This is a genomic window from Amycolatopsis sp. NPDC114484, from assembly GCF_055633755.1.
Map to the genome: position 1 here is coordinate 150,806 of NZ_JBVKDQ010000003.1, position 15,898 is coordinate 166,703.

At 68.0% G+C, this 15,898-nt stretch carries 16 protein-coding genes; 6 read left to right on the forward strand and 10 right to left on the reverse strand.

Annotated elements, in window-relative coordinates:
• The first annotated feature begins 5 nt into the window (after positions 1–5).
• Both ACZ7SW_RS10160 and ACZ7SW_RS10165 read left to right on the forward strand, forming a co-directional pair.
• A complete protein-coding gene (locus tag ACZ7SW_RS10160; protein ID WP_470230070.1) occupies positions 6–1,031 on the forward strand; it encodes a LysR family transcriptional regulator in 1,026 nt (341 codons plus the stop codon).
• A gap of 742 nt (positions 1,032–1,773) precedes the next feature.
• Positions 1,774–2,370, forward strand: coding sequence for a TetR/AcrR family transcriptional regulator (locus tag ACZ7SW_RS10165; protein WP_470230071.1), 597 nt, complete (start codon positions 1,774–1,776; stop codon positions 2,368–2,370).
• Between the two features lie 297 nt (positions 2,371–2,667).
• Here the strand turns inward: ACZ7SW_RS10165 and ACZ7SW_RS10170 are convergent, their stop codons facing one another.
• Together ACZ7SW_RS10170 and ACZ7SW_RS10175 are read right to left on the reverse strand one after the other, a co-directional pair.
• The gene (locus ACZ7SW_RS10170) at positions 2,668–3,600 is read right to left on the reverse strand and encodes a TIR domain-containing protein (RefSeq protein ID WP_470230072.1); all 933 of its coding nucleotides are present in this window, start codon (positions 3,598–3,600) and stop codon (positions 2,668–2,670) included.
• Between the two features lie 162 nt (positions 3,601–3,762).
• Positions 3,763–4,344, reverse strand: coding sequence for a TetR/AcrR family transcriptional regulator (locus tag ACZ7SW_RS10175; RefSeq protein WP_470230073.1), 582 nt, complete (start codon positions 4,342–4,344; stop codon positions 3,763–3,765).
• A gap of 31 nt (positions 4,345–4,375) precedes the next feature.
• Between ACZ7SW_RS10175 and ACZ7SW_RS10180 the strand changes: the two genes are divergently transcribed.
• Entirely contained in the window at positions 4,376–4,774 is a 399-nt protein-coding gene (locus ACZ7SW_RS10180; RefSeq protein ID WP_470230074.1) for a PaaI family thioesterase, read from the forward strand.
• 3 nt (positions 4,775–4,777) lie between these two features.
• Here the strand turns inward: ACZ7SW_RS10180 and ACZ7SW_RS10185 are convergent, their stop codons facing one another.
• Positions 4,778–5,575 (reverse strand): hypothetical protein, encoded by a 798-nt coding sequence (locus ACZ7SW_RS10185; RefSeq protein ID WP_470230075.1) that lies wholly within the window; start codon positions 5,573–5,575, stop codon positions 4,778–4,780.
• 67 nt (positions 5,576–5,642) lie between these two features.
• A complete protein-coding gene (locus tag ACZ7SW_RS10190; protein WP_470230076.1) occupies positions 5,643–6,869 on the reverse strand; it encodes an MFS transporter in 1,227 nt (408 codons plus the stop codon).
• Between the two features lie 171 nt (positions 6,870–7,040).
• On the opposite strand from ACZ7SW_RS10190, the gene ACZ7SW_RS10195 reads away from it, so the two are divergent.
• The gene (locus tag ACZ7SW_RS10195) at positions 7,041–7,601 is read left to right on the forward strand and encodes a hypothetical protein (protein ID WP_470230077.1); all 561 of its coding nucleotides are present in this window, start codon (positions 7,041–7,043) and stop codon (positions 7,599–7,601) included.
• 9 nt (positions 7,602–7,610) lie between these two features.
• Here the strand turns inward: ACZ7SW_RS10195 and ACZ7SW_RS10200 are convergent, their stop codons facing one another.
• Together ACZ7SW_RS10200 and ACZ7SW_RS10205 are read right to left on the reverse strand one after the other, a co-directional pair.
• Complete coding sequence (locus ACZ7SW_RS10200; protein ID WP_470230078.1) at positions 7,611–8,258, reverse strand: O-methyltransferase; 648 nt, start codon at positions 8,256–8,258, stop codon at positions 7,611–7,613.
• The gene (locus ACZ7SW_RS10205) at positions 8,255–8,845 is read right to left on the reverse strand and encodes a nuclear transport factor 2 family protein (protein ID WP_470230079.1); all 591 of its coding nucleotides are present in this window, start codon (positions 8,843–8,845) and stop codon (positions 8,255–8,257) included. Before ACZ7SW_RS10205 ends, ACZ7SW_RS10200 begins: the two co-directional genes overlap by 4 nt.
• A 136-nt stretch (positions 8,846–8,981) precedes the next feature.
• Between ACZ7SW_RS10205 and ACZ7SW_RS10210 the strand changes: the two genes are divergently transcribed.
• Entirely contained in the window at positions 8,982–9,752 is a 771-nt protein-coding gene (locus tag ACZ7SW_RS10210; protein ID WP_470230080.1) for an AraC family transcriptional regulator, read from the forward strand.
• A 3-nt stretch (positions 9,753–9,755) separates the two neighbouring features.
• Here ACZ7SW_RS10210 and ACZ7SW_RS10215 read toward each other — a convergent pair whose 3' ends face one another.
• Both ACZ7SW_RS10215 and ACZ7SW_RS10220 read right to left on the reverse strand, forming a co-directional pair.
• Positions 9,756–11,075 (reverse strand): carboxylesterase/lipase family protein, encoded by a 1,320-nt coding sequence (locus tag ACZ7SW_RS10215; RefSeq protein ID WP_470230081.1) that lies wholly within the window; start codon positions 11,073–11,075, stop codon positions 9,756–9,758.
• A 14-nt stretch (positions 11,076–11,089) separates the two neighbouring features.
• Positions 11,090–11,995 (reverse strand): MBL fold metallo-hydrolase, encoded by a 906-nt coding sequence (locus tag ACZ7SW_RS10220; protein ID WP_470230082.1) that lies wholly within the window; start codon positions 11,993–11,995, stop codon positions 11,090–11,092.
• 102 nt (positions 11,996–12,097) lie between these two features.
• Here ACZ7SW_RS10220 and ACZ7SW_RS10225 point away from each other — a divergent pair, with 102 nt between their 5' ends.
• Positions 12,098–13,009 (forward strand): helix-turn-helix domain-containing protein, encoded by a 912-nt coding sequence (locus ACZ7SW_RS10225; RefSeq protein WP_470230083.1) that lies wholly within the window; start codon positions 12,098–12,100, stop codon positions 13,007–13,009.
• Here ACZ7SW_RS10225 and ACZ7SW_RS10230 read toward each other — a convergent pair.
• Together ACZ7SW_RS10230 and add are read right to left on the reverse strand one after the other, a co-directional pair.
• Positions 12,936–14,510: a hypothetical protein gene (locus ACZ7SW_RS10230; protein ID WP_470230084.1), complete on the reverse strand. Its 1,575-nt coding sequence runs from the start codon at positions 14,508–14,510 to the stop codon at positions 12,936–12,938. The two genes, ACZ7SW_RS10225 and ACZ7SW_RS10230, sit on opposite strands and share 74 nt — an antisense overlap.
• A gap of 109 nt (positions 14,511–14,619) precedes the next feature.
• On the reverse strand, positions 14,620–15,663 hold the full coding sequence (gene add, locus ACZ7SW_RS10235; protein WP_470230085.1) for an adenosine deaminase: 1,044 nt from the start codon (positions 15,661–15,663) through the stop codon (positions 14,620–14,622).
• Positions 15,664–15,898 lie beyond the last annotated feature (235 nt).

Genomic DNA, 15,898 nt, shown 5'->3' on the forward strand with positions numbered 1-15,898 from the left:
AGCCCATGATCGGCGCGGAACGACGGAACCGGCTCGGCCGGGTGGTGCTCGACGCGATCTGGTCCGACGGCGGCCGCCTCACGCTGCTCCAGCTGAGAGCGCTTTACGCGGTCGCCAACGAGGGCTCCTTCGCGGCGGCCGCGGTAGCGCTCGGCTGCAGCCAGCCCGCGGTGAGCCAGCGCATCGCGTCCATCGAACGCCGGCTCGGCGTCGTGCTGGTCCGCCGGATGTCCGGGCAACGACAGGTGCGGCTCACCGACGCCGGGATCGCCCTGGTCAACGCCGCCGAACAAGTGCAGGTCATCCTCCGCACCGCGACGAGGCACATCCAGGACATGCGGGACGGCCGCGAACCGACCGTCCGGATCGGCGTGTTCTCGAGCATCGCGGTGCGGGTGATGCCGCTCGTGCTGGCCGCGATGCGCACACAGCACATCCCGTGCCGCATCAAACCCATCGAGGTCGACGACGACGTCCGCTTGCAGGAACTGCTGCGCTTCGGCGAAATCGACATCGCGTTCGTGATCTTCCCCTTGCAAAGCGGGGAAGCGCACGGCCTGGAACTGTTCAGCGACCCGTTCATCCTGCTCGCCCCCCGCGACGCCCCGCTGGCCTCGGTGCCCCGGATCCGGCCGGCGGACCTGCGCGGCCTGCCGATGGTGTGCCTGACCAGCGAACAGATGGAGGTCGCCGCCGAACTCCGCCGCCAGGGCATCGAGCCGAACTGGGTCTTCGACACCGACAAGATCCACGTCGTCGAACCGCTGGTCGCCGCGGATGTCGGCTACTCGATCGTGCCGCAACTGGCGCTCGGGCAACGCCATCCCGGCGTCACGCGGTTCTCGCTGAGCGAGATCGTGTCGCCGCGGGAGATCGGGATCGCTTGGCCTCCGCATCACCCCCGGCTCGGGCTGCTGCTGCGGGTGGCGGACGTGATCCGCGGGGTGTGCGCGGAGCCGGCGGATATCTTGCCGCCGATCGACGAGCCGGGGTGCGCTTCGGTGGAGCAGGCGGTGCTTCGGCTCCAGTGACCGCTCGCTCTCGTCGCTGATGCTTGCTTTCCGCGGTGGAGACGCGGCACCGGGACGCCATTGGCCCGGCACCGCATCGTGGTGATCATGCCCGGAACGTCAGACCATGATCACGCGTTGGGACGGTAATTCGAGTAGCAGCCCTTCCAGGCGCCGTCCGCGCCGCCTGCCGGGCCGATTAAGCATTCACGACCGAAACGATCTCCGGCGGACCTGACGACCGCGAGCGAAGCCGCTCTGGCGATCTTCGGAGAAGCAGGCCCCATTCTTTCCCGCTTTACCCCGGAGCAGACTGTTCCGCGCCTGAGCGGAAAATTCAGGTGCGCACCCAGGGCGGGCAAGAATCCCGGCGGGCAGGCACGAACGCACAGTCGCCGCAAACCCGCCGACCTGCGGCGATAGCTACTTCGTCACAGAACGCCGCGTCTCATGCGCGGCGCGAAAAAGAGCGGTGAAAACACCTGGATCCCCCTAGCGCTCGACTCCCCAATCTGACGCTGTCACAAAATACTACCGAACGTGCCCGCAATCCGCCAAACGTCTCTCCGTGTTGTCACTGAGATGGCGTAGCAACTGCCGGAGCGTCGCCCACTTTACTGCCACCCAGACCAACCAGCGCCGCCAAATGCCACCCCGCTCTTTCCTCCCCCGCATTTCCCGGATACCCCGCCCGTTTCGCAATACCGCCCGCTCGCAGGCTGGTAGAATCGCGGGGTAACCGCGGACAGGAAGGACCCGCGCGGTGTCACGCGCTGCTGATCCGGAAACGCCCGTCGAGCGCCCCGGCGCCTACCGGAGCCGCTTCACCGGCGCGCTGGAGTCTTTGCTGGCGGAGAAACGGTTCCCGAAGATCACGATCGGCGACCTCGTCGGCCGGGCGCACACCTCCCGCCGCGGCTTCTACGAGCATTTCGATTCCAAGGAAGCCTGTCTGCTCGCCTTGCTCGCGGAAGCGGCCGAGACCGGATCCGCGCAGGTATCCGCCGCGGTCGACCGCACCGCGCCCTGGCAGACGCAAATCCGTCAGCTCGTCACAGCGTGGATCGGCGTCGTCGACGCCCGGCCCTCGATCATGCTGAGCTACCTCCGCGACGTGCCGCTGGTGGACGCCCCGATCACCTCCGGCTTGAATCACGACGCCTACGTCAACGTCGTCCGCACCATCTCGGCCGGCGACGAATTCCGGGAATCCGGCGGCTCTCCGCTGTCCCGGACCCGCGCGCTGATCCTGTTCGGAGGCTTGGAAAAACTGGCCCAGGACGCATTACAGCACGGCGGGACGGCGAGCGCGCACATTGAGGAAGCGGTGCGTACTGCGCTTCTTTTCGCAGCTTCGTAAGGATGCAGAGGCCGAACTGGCCGCCCTGGAACTACGTAAGACTTCCGCAGCTGAGACCTGCAGATCGAGCAATGTTGGTCGAACTGAGGCCCCAGACCGCTCGGAGAACACGTCGTCGTTGCCGCTCCCCGCGCCGCGGTCGACAGTCGCGCCGGATAGTCGCTGCCCGAGGCCTTCGCACGCGGCGCGATGACATCGTCAAACGTCGCAGACAGTCGACCTTCGTTGAATCTCCGCTTGCTGGCAGCTACTTCCCACGGCCCCAACCGAACGGTCGCCAAGAGGCTAGCGGCCAGGTCAGACCCGCCGCTCAATGAAACTCACGATCTTTTCCCACAGATGAACAAAGAGCTCGTCATAAGTCAGCAGTGGTTTCGACGGACTTCCCATTCCGAACAGACTCAAGTCGTTCAACTCGAGCTTCGCCCGACTCGTATTGGAGTCCCACGCCGCGGACACAAACCCGTTGACGGAATCACCATTGACACGTGGCCAAGCGAAACTCAATACGAGCCGACCGCTCCAGCCACTCCCACCATCTCGAAGAACCAGTTCGCAAACGGGTTTTCCACGCTCTTCAACGAGCACTTTTACCGCAGTTTCAGAGCTGCACACACTGCAATGGAAACCGTAGCTCTCCAAGGTGCCAACTTTTTGCGTAAATAGTTCTCCAATCCGGCTCAGCGCGGCATCGAGCGTCGCTTGCGCACTGAAGCTGTTCGGGGCGATACGCGGCAGCCTGACTTCGACGGCGTCCTCGACGACCTGACTGACGTCGCGAGGCTCTTGGCGCCGACTCCGAGCCACGCCAACCTTCTCCGCGATAGTCTCAGCGAGCCGGTCAGGCCTTTGCCCGTCTGCCCGAATATAGACAACCGCAGGGTTCAGAACCTCCGGCGGAACCGCTACGTCGTCCATCAGAACAGGAAGAATATAACCGCCGCCGCGCTCGACGTCGGCTCTCATCGCCGCTGAGAACTCGTCCATCGGGTACGGGCCAGCCAGGTAGTCTCGCGACAGAAACGGCACGACATACCGTGCGGCGACACCACCGTAGACCCGCCGTAATTGAGGTATCACATCAGTTCCCCACAAGCGGACAGTTTCGTCCTGGTCGTAGAAGACCTTGACACCACGCTCCTGGCAACCCCGAACTACCCTTTCGACGTATTCGCGCTGTCTGCCACTGAATGAAACAGCGATGTCGTATTCATGATCAACCTCGGCCATGGGCGGAGATTCTACGTGACGAACCCCAACGCCGATCTGGCGAGCTAGCAACCGACACGCCCAGGTGGGCGACAGCTTCCAGGCAGACGGCCACGTTGTCGCTGCGCGTCATCCCTTGCAGCGAGGCAACAGCTCGCCTCCTGTGATCAGCGGGAGCGGAGTTCAATTCGCCTGAGCTGATACCGCGTCCACCAGCGTCCGATACACCTGTTGGCACCGCCGAATCCGCGCCGGTCCCGGATCGTTCGCGATCTCCTGCCCCAACGCGGTCAGCGAACCCAGCAAAGCGACCGCGAGCTCCTCGACCCCGCCGCCAGAACTGCCCGCCTCGCGCAGCAGTGCGACAGTCGGCTCGCGCCACCACTGTTCGTCCAGGGTCCGCCACCGTTCCTGGCCCAGCGCGGACGGGCCGTCGACCAGGAGGATCCGTCCCACGGCCGGGTCCGCGCACCGGCGGAGAAAGATCGAGCCGGAGGCCTTGAGCCGGTCGGACGGCGCTCCCGTGCCGCCGGATCGAGACCGCAGCACCCGGTGCAGATCGGCGTGCACCTGCTCGACCACGGCGTGGAACAGCTCCTGCTTGTTCTCCCAGTGGTGGTAGACCGCGCCCGTGGTGATCCCGGCCGCGGTGGCGATCTGGGCCAGCGAAGTACCCGCGTACCCCTGCTCGGCGAAGAGCCGGCGCGCAGCCTCGACCAGGTCGTGCCGGGTGGTCCGGGAGCGTTCCTCGTTCGTTCGCCGCATCCACATACCTAATCATGTTATGTTTCTGGACGTGGACACAGTGCGGGCTCAGGAGATCATCGACAGCAGCCCGTTCGGGCCGTGGTGGGGTTTCACGGTGAAGGCCGTCGACCCGGGCGCCGCGACTCTCTCCTTGCCGGCCCGGCCGGAGTTTTTCCGTCCCGGCGACGTTTTGCAGGGCGGTTGCGCCATGACGCTCGCCGACGTCACCTGCTGGATCGCGATCCTGTCCGTGATCGGCCCCGAGGAACCGGCCGTCACGGTGAACATGACCACCGCGTTCCTCGGGGCCGCGCGGTCCGACCTGACCTGCGAATCGTCCTTGACCCGGACGGGACGCAGGACGATCTACGGCACCGCGACAGTCACCGACGACGCCGGACGGCAGGTCTCCCACCACACCCTGACCTACCTGCGCCCAGGGCAATAAGCGTCAGCTCGAAGCACGACGCAGCACGACCCACCGCTCCCCTGGCCGGTCGACGGCGGTGGGATACCAGCGCGGTCCCATCGCCGCGGCCAGCTCGTCGCCGCGCTCGATCAGCGAGCTGACGGCGGGTTCGCCGACGACGATCACGGCCGACCAGTCGACATGAGCCATGAGGTGGTCCTCGGCGACCCCGAACTGCGTGTCCAGAAGAGAAACCACGTCGTGGCCGGTGTCCGGGCTCGACTGGATCCCCGTCGTATCCGGCACCTCGGCAATGGCTACCGGAAGGACGTCCTCAGCCTCTTCTCGTTCTTCGGATCGTTCTTCGGACCACACATGGTCCTCAAGCCGGTCGATGCGGCGGCAGAGGTCGAACGCCTGCTCGTCGGACATGCGCAGGGCCACGCTGCGGCCGTCGACCAGCGTGAACGTCAGCTCCGCTTCCGGAACCCCGGCGCTGCCCGGTTCGGCTTCGACGGTCCCCGCGACGTCGCCGAACAGCACTAGTTCGGCGGGACTTTCGTTGCCCTGCCCCAGCGACGGCAGGTTCGCCGCCATCTCGACCACGGAATACGCGGCGGTCCAGAACGCTTCCTTGTCCCGGAAGTCCTTGCGGCTCTGGCTTAACGTCCGCCCGATTCCGGCCGGTTCGACGTATGCCTCAACCCGGCCGGTGCCGGGACCGTCGTCCCAGGTCGCGGTGACCGTGACATTGTTGGCCAAGCGTCTGCGGTAAGCCTCGACGCGATCGTGCCGGGCGAGTTCCCAGCCGTCGACCTGCTCGGGCCAGTCGTCGTTCACCAAGAAGTCCTTTCGCGGCGCACGGTGCGGATACGACGATCCGACGTGTGGCGCGCGGGATTCGTTCCTAGCTCCGCGTCGTAACCGATTCTGCGGCGTCCGGCAGAGATCCGGTTTCGGTGTGCTGCGTGCGAGCGAGCAGGGTGACGACCGCGGCGGCCACGATCACCGCTGCGGTGACGAGCGTGGTCAGCGGCCAGCCGATCCGCTCGGCCGCCGTCGCGCCGAAGGCGGTTCCGAGGCTTCCACCAGCGAAATAGACGACCATGTAGGCACTGTTGAACCGTGCTGGCGCGCTCGGCTCGATCGCCAGGACGGTGCTCTGGTTCGCGACCTGGGCGGAGAAAAGCCCGGCGTCGAACAGGGCCAGGCAGACCAAGGTCGACACCGTGCTCGGCAATGCGACGGCGAGCACCGTGCTGGCGAGGCCAGCCAGGCTCAGGCCGCAGAGGATGACCCGGCGGGCACCCACGCGATCGGTCCAGACACCGGCGATTCGCGTAGCGAGCATTCCCAGAATTCCAGCGAACGCGTACAGCCCGATGCGTTCGGCGGAATACGAAAAGGGCGGCTTCGACAGCGCGACCGCGATTCCGGACCACACCGCGCAGAACGCGAAGAACCAGAGCGTGCCCCGGACCGCGGCGAGCCGAAGCGCGGAGTATCGCAGGTACAGCCCGGGAATCGAGCGCAAAGTGGCGAGGTAGCCACGATTGTTCGCACCGGACACCGAGGGAAGCACCAGCAGCACCGCCACCGCGACAACCGCGCTCGCGGCGGCGAAAACGCCCAGCATCGCTCGCCAGCCGATGAGGTCGGCCAGCCAGCCGCCGACGATGCGTCCGGCGAGGATCCCCGCTGAGATACCAGCGGTGACGATCCCCAGCGCGGTAGCGCGCCGATCCGGGCTCGCCAGCCGGGCAGTCACCGAACTCAATCCGGCGCCGACCGACGAACACGCGCCGAGCACGCCGAGCACCAGCCCGAGCAGCCACACCTGTCCGACGATCGCGTTCAGCCCCAGCGCGACGGCGAGCGCGCCGAATTGCGCGGACAGAACGTAGCGCGGCGGGAACTGGTCGACGAGCGGCACCAGCAACGCGAGTCCGCACAAGTAGCCGACCGGGCCGCAGGCGAGCGCGACACCGACCGCGCCGAGCGACGTGCCGAGCGCGCCGGAGACCTCGGCGATCGCGGGCTGCAACGGGTAGATGGCCGCGGTGCCCAATGCGGCAGAGAGGGAGACGAATCCTACGACCGAGCCGCGAAGGCGCGGCGTGATATCTGAATGCACGGGCCGAGCGTAAGAACAGCAGCGCCGGTAACGCTGGCGAAAAATCGCCATCACCCGTCGCTTCCGCCAAGGACCGGACAGCGGCGCCGTTGTTGTGGGATGATCGAGTTCCATGACGACGCCACAGCGGGTGCCCGCCGTACGCTTCGAGCCGCTGGGCCTGGACGAATCATGACCGGGCGCCACATTGACGTCGGCCGTCTTCCCGAGGACGTCGTGGCCCGCATAGACGCGCTCGGTCCTGGCGAAAACCTGGTCCTCACCAGGGACGGAGACCCCGTCGCGACGATCTCCGGCACCGGCTTCCGGCCCGAGCCTCCGCGGACGGACTACGACGACGTCACGGTGGTCGCCACCGCGATGAAGCTGTCGGCCTCGGCCCGGATGTCGCTGTCGGCCGAACTCGGCTCGGACTACCTCGTGCTGGACCTGCACTCGGCGCCGACCACCGCCGACGTCCTGCTCGTGCCGCCGGTCAGCCCGCAGCTGATCGGGAGTCTCCGTGCGAAGTTCCCGAAGGCCCGGGTCGTCCTCGCCGAGGTCGAGGACGCGGAGCTGGGCGTCAGCTACCACGGGCCGGTCCGGCGGCTGCTCGACGCGGGCGCGGAGACGTACCTGACCTCGGCGAACGTTCCGCATTTGGCGCGGCAGCTCGACCACGCCGTCACCCAGCGGCAGCAACTCGCCAGCGGGTCCGCCGCGCCGTTGGAGATCGGCCCGGCGGACTCGTGACCGCGGCGGCTAACGTCCCTGCCGCTCGGCGACCTTGACGCACAGTTCCGTACCGCCGTGCAAAGGCAGCGAGACCGACACGAATCCGTTGGCCGGATCGCGGACGTAGGCCAGGAAATCGGGTTCGGCGTTGTCGTTCATGACGTAACCGCCGATCCGGATCTGCGGCGCGACGAACTCGATGACCTCGCGGGCCAGCGACGGTTCAGCGCCCAGCCACCCGTCGATCAGGGCGAAGTCGACCTCGCCGCCGAGATCGCGCAACGTGACCCGGGCGTCGCCTTCGCGGATTTCGGCGTAATCAGCCAGCCCGGCCTCGGCGAGGTTCTGCCGGGCGGCAGCGATTTTGGCCGGGACCAGCTCCGCGCCGATCACCGTGCCTCCCCCGTTGTCGCGCACCGCGGCTGCGGCGTAGAGCGTCGACATGCCGACCGAGGTGGCGAATTCGACAGTCCGGGTAGCGCGGATTCCCCTGCACAACAGATAAATCAGGTCGCCTTGCTCCGGAGAGATCGAGAAGCCGTATTCGCTGTATTCGTGCGGGTCACGTTCGAGGCCGGAGCGCGGGTCGTCCGCCGGATATTGTTGTGCGGCAACGAGCTTGTCGATGACCGCGTGGACGACTGGGTCGCGAAGCGGGCGATGGAGGTCAGTCATGCGGAAACTCCCGTCAACCAGGCGTGGCCTTCTTCCAAGATCTCTTGTTCGCGTTTGCTGAAGCGGGTCGGGCAGGTGTCAGGAACCTGATGTCCGCTGCGCTCCAACAGATATGCCAACGCGGCGTACTCGCGTGGATGCCGTCGCGGGTCGAGGTCGTCGGTGGGTCGGACTCCGTAGGGGTAGGTGAAACCGCCCATGTCGTAGACGGAATCGCGACGCGTGATGCGCCAGGTGCCGCCGCGCCGTTCGACCCAGTCAAGGAATCTATTGTGGACAGTCACGCCGATCCCCAGTTCGAGGTGGTCGGCGACGAGCATCGCGTTGGTCTCCACGAGGGCGCGATCACCGGCGGCCTCGACGACTGGCGAACCGATGAAGTGCTTGCTGCGCAACGGACCGCCGCTCATCCCGCGCGATCCTTCGACAAAGTCCCTGGCCGGTCCGGAAAACCACAGGATCGTCAGGGTCGCGTCGTCGTGGAACAGGTTCGCCAAGGCGTCCCAATTCTCTCGGTCGCGATGGATCCAGCCGGTCATCAGGTCGGTGATCGCCTGCCGGTCGGCGGCTCGGATTTCTTCTGTCACAAGGCATCTCCCAGGCACCAGGCTCGTCTAGCCAGGATCGCCCGGAGGAGAACCCGCTGCCACCGTCCGCCGGACAGCGGATACCGGTATCCCGCCAAGATCACCACCTGGCCGTTTTCCGGTATCCTGGGAACCGATGCCGAACCGCCGCCACCTCTGCTGGTCGGGCGACGATCCCATCCAGGGCCGCTGGTCGCTGGCCCACGGGGATGGGGTCGCCGCGCATCGGCATGCCCAAGGACAGCTGCTGTACGCGGCGAGCGGGCTGCTGGCCACGACCACCGAACGGGGCACGTGGGTCGCGCCGGCGGACCGCATCTCGTGGACGCCGCCCCGCTTCGAGCACGGCCACCGCGCCTACGGCGAGACCGAGATCAGCATCCTCGAGGTGCCCGCCGAGCTGTGCTCCGCGCTCCCCGCCGCGCCAACCGTGTTCACCGTCTCGGCACTGCTGCGGGCCGCGGTCTTGAAACTGACCGGCGGCGCGACCCTGCGCCCGGACGTCGGCGACCGGCTGCTCCGGGTGCTGGTCGACGAGCTGACCGAACTCCCCGAGCAGTCGGTGTACCTGCCCGAGCCAGCCGACGACCGGCTCCGCGCGGTCACCGATCTCCCGCGCGAAAACCCGGCCGAGACCGCCACCTTGGGCGAACTCGGCCGGGCTGTGGGGGCCAGCGAGCGGACGCTGAGCCGGCTGTTCCGCGGCGAGCTGGGGATGAGCTTCTCGCAGTGGCGCTCACAGCTGCGCATTCAGCACGCGTTGGTCTATCTCGGGCAGGGCCGTTCGGTCACCGACACTGCGCTGCGGTGCGGATGGGCCAACCCGACCAGCTTCATCGAAACCTTCGCCGCGATCCTCGGCCAGACTCCAGGGAGCTATCAGGCCGCGCTTCGGGCGGCTCGGTGAGTGTCAGCCGCCGAAGCGATGCGCCTCAGGCCGCTGCGGGTCATACGCCGCCCAGCCCGGCTTCCCATCCCGTGCGAACGCGACCCAGGCGGCGTGCACCTCCGCCGCGAGACCGGCCGGAGCGGCGTCCGGACCGAGCAAGCCGGTGTCGCCGTGCAGCCAGGGTTCGTCGGCGAGATCGAAGACGAACGGCAGCTCGACGGTGTGCGCGGCCCCGAGCCTGCCGTCCAGAGCGGTGGAGCGATAACCGAACGAATAGACATAAGTGCGACCAGCTGAGATCTCAGCGTGCGCTCGTGCCATACGAGTGGTGCCGGTTCCGAACAACGCCTCGCCCAACTGATCGGCGGCGTCGTCCGGTTTGCCTTGCGGCACCACGTAAAGCCGTCCCTCCTCAGTGTTCGTGCCGATCAGCAGGTCGACGTCGCCCACCAAGCTGTCAGCGGGCTGTACCGGCAGGATCAGGCTGAACGGGCTGAGCCCGGCCAGCGGGTCCGCCGCCGTGTCGGTGCGCAGGTCCAGCCCGGCCAGCGCGGGCAAGATATCCAAGAACCGCTCGTCTGAGATCTCAGCGAACGCCGCTGCGGTCGGTTCGACGCCCAGCGCAGCGGCCGCAGCCGCGGTGACCCGCTGCGCCTGCTCCGGAGTGAACGCTCCCGTGCCGCTTCCACTTTGGACAATCGCGCGCCGGAACAACCCGTTGGCGTCCGGGGTCGCGAGCAGCGCACCGGTGAGCGTCGCCCCCGCGGATTGCCCGAACACCGTGACGTTCCCCGGATCCCCGCCGAACGCGGCGATCGAATCGCGCACCCACCGGAGCGCGGCGAGGACGTCGAGCAGTCCGCGATTGTCCGGCGCTCCTTCCAGGGCGAGGAAGCCCGGAATGCCGAGACGGTAGTTCACCGTCACCAGGACGATGCGGTCACGGGCGAAGGCCCTGCCGTCGTAGAGCGCGGCGCGGGTCGACCCGGTGACGAACCCGCCGCCGTGCACGAAGACCATGACCGGACGGCTGCCAGAATCCGCGGCTGGCGTACGAACGTCGACCGTCAGGTATTCCTCGCCAGGAACCCAGCCCGGCCCGAAGTACGGGGTCAGGTCGAGACGGCCGAAGTCGCGGACGGGCTGCGGGGCGGTCGGCGACGGCTGGGTGCCGTCGCGGACTCCGGACCATCCCGGATGCGGCTCGGGCGGAGCGAACCGGCCAGGACCGGCCGGAGCGGCGGCGTAGGGAATGGCCCGGTAGAGCTCACCCGCCGCGGCACGAAGGCCGCGGACAGCGCCGGCCGCGGTCTCGACGACTGGATTCTGCCGCTGGGACATAGGAATCACTCCTTTCAGGAGATCCGGGAGAGCCCGGCCCACTTCTTGATCGCGAACTTCGATCCGTCCCGCTCGACCTCCGCCGCGCCCGAACCGGGGAAGTGCGCCGGGAACAAGAGCGCGTTGTCCTCGGCGGCCCGGCCGAGCAGCGTGCGCCGGGTCGCCCGCGCCTGCGCCGGGTCCTCGCAGAAACAGGAGTTGGTCTCCGGCTCCGCGATCTGCAACGGGGTGTGCACCAGGTCGCCGACGAACAACGCCCGGTCGCCGCCGGAATCCAGCTTCAGGACGGACGAACCGGGAGTGTGCCCGGGCGCGAGTTCGAGGCGCAGGTTCTTGTCGATCTGGTACGTCCCGTCCCACAGCTGGGCCTGGCCGGCTTCCCGCACCGGAGCGACGCTGTCCTCGAAGACGTTCTGGTTCCCCCGGCCGAACACGGTCTCGTTTTCGTTGGCCGGGTCCCAGAACTCGAAGTCCCGCAACGGCATAAGGTACGTGGCGTTCGGGAAGGTCGGCACCCAGGAACGCCCGTCGAGGCGGGTATTCCAGCCGACGTGATCGATATGCAAGTGGGTGTTGATGACGACATCAACGTCCTCGGGTGAGATACCAGCGGCGGCGAGGTGATCGAGGTAGCTGGTGTCGAGGCGGCTCCACACCGGCGCGTACGGCCGCTCCTTGTGGTTGCCGACGCCGGTGTCGACGAGGATCGTGCGGCCCTCGCTGCGCAGCAGCCAGGACTGGATCGCCGACTGGCATTCGCCGGTCTCCGGATTCCAGAAATCGGGGGCCAGCCAGCCGCGGTGCTCGTCCCACGAGCCCGCCGGGCTGTCCGGGAAGAACTGGTCCGGGCTCATTTCGACCGTCCCGTAGAACTCCTTGACGCGGGTGACCGTGACGTCGCCCAGAATGATCTCGTCCATACGACCGAGCCTCGGCGCGTCGACGCGCCCGGACCACTCCCGCGTTTTCCTACCCCGCACAGGGTGTGGCAGTGATATCTCACGCGGCGGATAGTGGAATCCATGACCGCTGGCCCGTTAGGAGACTTCCTGCACGCCCGACGAGCCCGGCTGCGCCCCTCCGACGTCGGACTGGCGGACGTCGGACCGCGCCGTCGGGTCGCTGGCCTGCGCCGGGAGGAGCTGGCACACCTGGCCGGCGTCAGCGTCTCGTACTACACGCGGCTGGAGCAGGGACTTTCCCGCGGCGCGTCAGCCGAGGTGCTCGACGCGATCGCGCGCGCCCTGCAGCTGGACGCCCACGAACGCGCCCACCTCGACCGCCTCGCCGAGGCAGCGCGGCGCACGCCCCAGCCGCGCCGCCCGCGCCCGGAGAAGCTGGCCGACGAAACGCGCGACCTCCTCCGCGCGGTCGACGGCGTCCCGGCACTGGTACTGGGCCGCCGGACGGACGTGCTGGCGTGGAACGCCCTCGGCCACGCACTGCTGGCCGGGCACCTGGACCTGGCCCAACGCCCCAACCTGAGCCGGATGCTGTTCCTGGACCCGCACTGCCGCGAGCTGTACGCGGACTGGAAACGCAAGGCCCGCGCGGTGGTCGGCAACCTGCGCATCACCGTCGGGAAACACCCGGACGACCCGCTGCTGGCCGAGCTGATCGGCGAGCTGACGATGAAGAGCCCCGAGTTCGTCTCGCTGTGGCGGGATCACCGGGTCAGCCCGTGCGACGCCGACTCGTACGAACTGCGGCACCCAGTGGTCGGCCGGGTGACGGTGACGCAGCAGACGCTGTCGGTGGCCCGGTCGCCGGAGCAGGTGCTGATCGTGTGCACGACGCCGGCCGGGTCGGCTTCGGAGGAGGCGTTGACCTTGCTTCGGCAGGTCAGCGGGCCGGAGCCGGTCAGAACGGCAACTGCCGCCGCAACCGGTTCAGCCAGCGTTCGACCGTATCCTGCGGCTGCCCAGGATCATTAGCCGGCGCGGCCTGCGTGACCGCCTCCTGGACGTGCGAGCCCACCGTCCCCGCGTACTGCGGCAGCGCGTACACCACCTGCCAGTAACCCTCGCGCAGCTGCACGGAGTTGACCCGCACGTATCCGGCAGTGCCGCGGGCCAGGTCGAAGCCGTACCGTCCCGCGGTCGGCTCCGGGTCGGCGGAGGTCACCACGACTACCGTCGGGCGGGCGCTCGCGACCACGTCGGTCGGGTCGGCTCCGTGGGCGATCGCGCGGTCGTTCAGGCCGATGTAGTCGATCGATTCCCAGCCGCTGAAGTACGGGATTGCGCCCGCGTCGGTCACCGCGAGAGTGCGGTTCGCGGCCGGGACTTCCGCCTTCGCGAGGCCCTTGCCGATCGCGATGTGCGCACGCTGCAGGTCCGGCCCGTAGTTGGTGATCGCGCCAAGATCCGGTGCCGTCGCGCCCGCCCACGCGGACCAGCCGACAGCGACCGCGCCCAGAACCGAGCCGACTACGCGGCTGCCCAGCGTCCCGACGGCCAGCGCGGCGCCCAGGCACAGCACCGGCACCGCGTGGTCCGCGAAGCGGTCCAGATAGTCCATCGTCGGGCCGGAGACCGCATACGTCACATACGTGACACCAACAGTCACGACCAGTAGTACGCCAACCGCGCGCGTTGCCCGGCGGAACAACAGCGAGAGAGTCAGCAGCAGCAACGGCAGAAGGACCAGCGTCGTGTGCTTCGTCCAGATCCAGCCGAGCGAGAGGTTGCCGAACTTCACGTAGAAGGTGTTCGGCAGCAGCTGTCCGTAAAACTGCCAGCGCCAACCGAAATAGCCCGCGCCGACCAGCGCGGCGGCCGCCGTCCACAGCCACTGTGCCCGGCCGCGCTGGCGCACCAGCCACCACAGGAGGACCGGCAGCGCGGCCAGCGCGCCCTCCGGGCGGATCATGCCGAGCAGGACCAGCAGCGCGGGCGGCTCCCACGCGCGCACCCGCGTCCCGTCGAGCACACGGAGCCCGAGCACGACGATTCGCAGCAGCACGGCGGCGAACGCGGCGGTTTCGAGGCCGCCGGTGATGTGGAAGTAGGTCGGGAGGAACACGACGTACGCGCCGGCCCCGACGAGCAGGCCCAGCATCCCGGCGCGGCGGTGCCCTTCGCGCAGGAGCATCGCCAGCGTGGCGAGCCCGAGCACCAGCGAGGTCAGCTTCGTGAACAACGGCAGCGCGAAGCCGAGCACCGAGCCCAGCGCGCCCCACACGACCCAGGCGAAGTTCGTGAAGCCCTCGACCGGCTGGCCCTGCAGATTCCACACCGGACCGTGCCCGTCCGCGAGGTTCGCGGAGTAGCGGAAGCTGATGAAAGCGTCGTCGATGGTGAAGAACCAGGCCGCCCACGCGCCGACGAGGAACACGACGAGGAGTCCGAGCGACGCGAGCACCGTCGGCAGGGCCCGCTTCCGGCGGTCCTCTTCCGGCACTGTCGAATCGATGTCGGCGTGGACAGCCGTCATACCCTGCTCCCTGGCTGTGGACAACGGTCGTCACCTTACCGGGTGAACTTTCTAGAGCTTCGGCACGCTGCGCTGTTCGTGGTGAGCGGCCGATTCCCGGGGCGATTCGCTAACTCAGTCGCGCTTCTGCGTGAGCTTCCCGCGCCACCAAGTCAATCTCGGCCAGCATCTCCGCCTTACCCGCTTCCCCCAAGAACGACGCCCGCACCGCGTTCCTCGCCAGTGCAGCCACCTCCGCCGTCCGCAGGCCGAGTGTCGTCGCGACCTCCAGGTACTCGCCTTCCAAGGTCGCGCCGAACATCGGCGGGTCGTCGGTGTTGAGGGTGACGACGAGCCCGTGGTCGAGCATGCGCCGGACCGGAGGTGCCGCGATCGAGGGCACCTGGCGGGTCCGGACGTTCGACGTCGGGCACACTTCGAGCGGGATGCGGTGTTCGGCGAGGTAGGCCAGCAGCGCCGGGTTCGTCGCGCAGCTGGTGCCGTGGCCGATTCGTTCCGCGCCGAGGTCGTGCACCGCCGACCAGATGGTCGCCGGGCCGCTCGTTTCCCCGGCGTGCGGCACGCTGTGCAGGCCCGCCTCGCGCGCGGCGGTGAAGAACGGCTCGAATTGTGCCCGGCCGACGCCGATTTCCGGGCCTCCGAGGCCGAAGCTGACCAGTCCGTCCGGACGTTCCCGCAGCGCGAACACCGCGGTCTCCCGTCCGGCGCGGACGCCCTTCTCCCCGGGAATGTCGAAGCACCAGGCCAATTCCACGCCATGCTCCGCCTTCGCGACGGCGCGGCCTTCGACGAGCCCGGCGAGCAGTTCGTCGCCGGGCAGGCCGTCGAGGAGGTGGTTATAGGGCGTGACGGTCACTTCGGCGTAGCGGACGTTCTGGCGGGCGAGTTCCGCGGCCAGGCCGATCACGAGCGTGCGGATGTCGTCGCGGTCCTTCAGCATCGACTGCACCGCCCAGTAGACCTTGAGGAAATGGTCGAAGTCGCGGAACCCGAAAAACTGTTCCAGCGCAGCGCGATCCGCGGGCACGCCGGCTTCCGGATGCCGCCGGGCCAGAGCGAGAACCGTGTCGACGCTGGCGGATCCGACGAGGTGGACGTGCAGTTCGGCTTTGGGCAGGGCGTGAATGAACGCGCGCAGGCTTTCGCCAGGCATGAGGAGGCTCCCTGAAAAGAGAAAGAGGCGACGGAGGCAGAAAACGGGACGACTCAGGGAGCGAGGTCGCCACGATCGCGGTCGGCTCCGTAGAGCGGCAGCTGGAACTCCGGCACGGCCTCCACTGTAGCGGAGATCAGCTGCTGGCACGGAAAATCCGCTCCGTTTGTCGCATTCCTCGCCTCGCCGGACGCGGACGCCATCAACGGTCAGGTTTTCGTCGTGCACGGCGGCA

What these genes read in the sequence shown, in the direction of transcription:
- ACZ7SW_RS10215 (WP_470230081.1), bottom strand. Translation starts at nt 11,075, where the DNA reads ATGTCCCAGCGGCAGAATCCAGTCGTCGAGACCGCGGCCGGCGCTGTC.
- ACZ7SW_RS10170 (WP_470230072.1), bottom strand. Translation starts at nt 3,600, where the DNA reads ATGGCCGAGGTTGATCATGAATACGACATCGCTGTTTCATTCAGTGGC.
- ACZ7SW_RS10160 (WP_470230070.1), top strand. Translation starts at nt 6, where the DNA reads ATGATCGGCGCGGAACGACGGAACCGGCTCGGCCGGGTGGTGCTCGAC.
- ACZ7SW_RS10200 (WP_470230078.1), bottom strand. Translation starts at nt 8,258, where the DNA reads ATGACTGACCTCCATCGCCCGCTTCGCGACCCAGTCGTCCACGCGGTC.
- ACZ7SW_RS10220 (WP_470230082.1), bottom strand. Translation starts at nt 11,995, where the DNA reads ATGGACGAGATCATTCTGGGCGACGTCACGGTCACCCGCGTCAAGGAG.
- ACZ7SW_RS10175 (WP_470230073.1), bottom strand. Translation starts at nt 4,344, where the DNA reads ATGCGGCGAACGAACGAGGAACGCTCCCGGACCACCCGGCACGACCTG.
- add (WP_470230085.1), bottom strand. Translation starts at nt 15,663, where the DNA reads ATGCCTGGCGAAAGCCTGCGCGCGTTCATTCACGCCCTGCCCAAAGCC.
- ACZ7SW_RS10210 (WP_470230080.1), top strand. Translation starts at nt 8,982, where the DNA reads ATGCCGAACCGCCGCCACCTCTGCTGGTCGGGCGACGATCCCATCCAG.
- ACZ7SW_RS10230 (WP_470230084.1), bottom strand. Translation starts at nt 14,510, where the DNA reads ATGACGGCTGTCCACGCCGACATCGATTCGACAGTGCCGGAAGAGGAC.
- ACZ7SW_RS10225 (WP_470230083.1), top strand. Translation starts at nt 12,098, where the DNA reads ATGACCGCTGGCCCGTTAGGAGACTTCCTGCACGCCCGACGAGCCCGG.
- ACZ7SW_RS10195 (WP_470230077.1), top strand. Translation starts at nt 7,041, where the DNA reads ATGACCGGGCGCCACATTGACGTCGGCCGTCTTCCCGAGGACGTCGTG.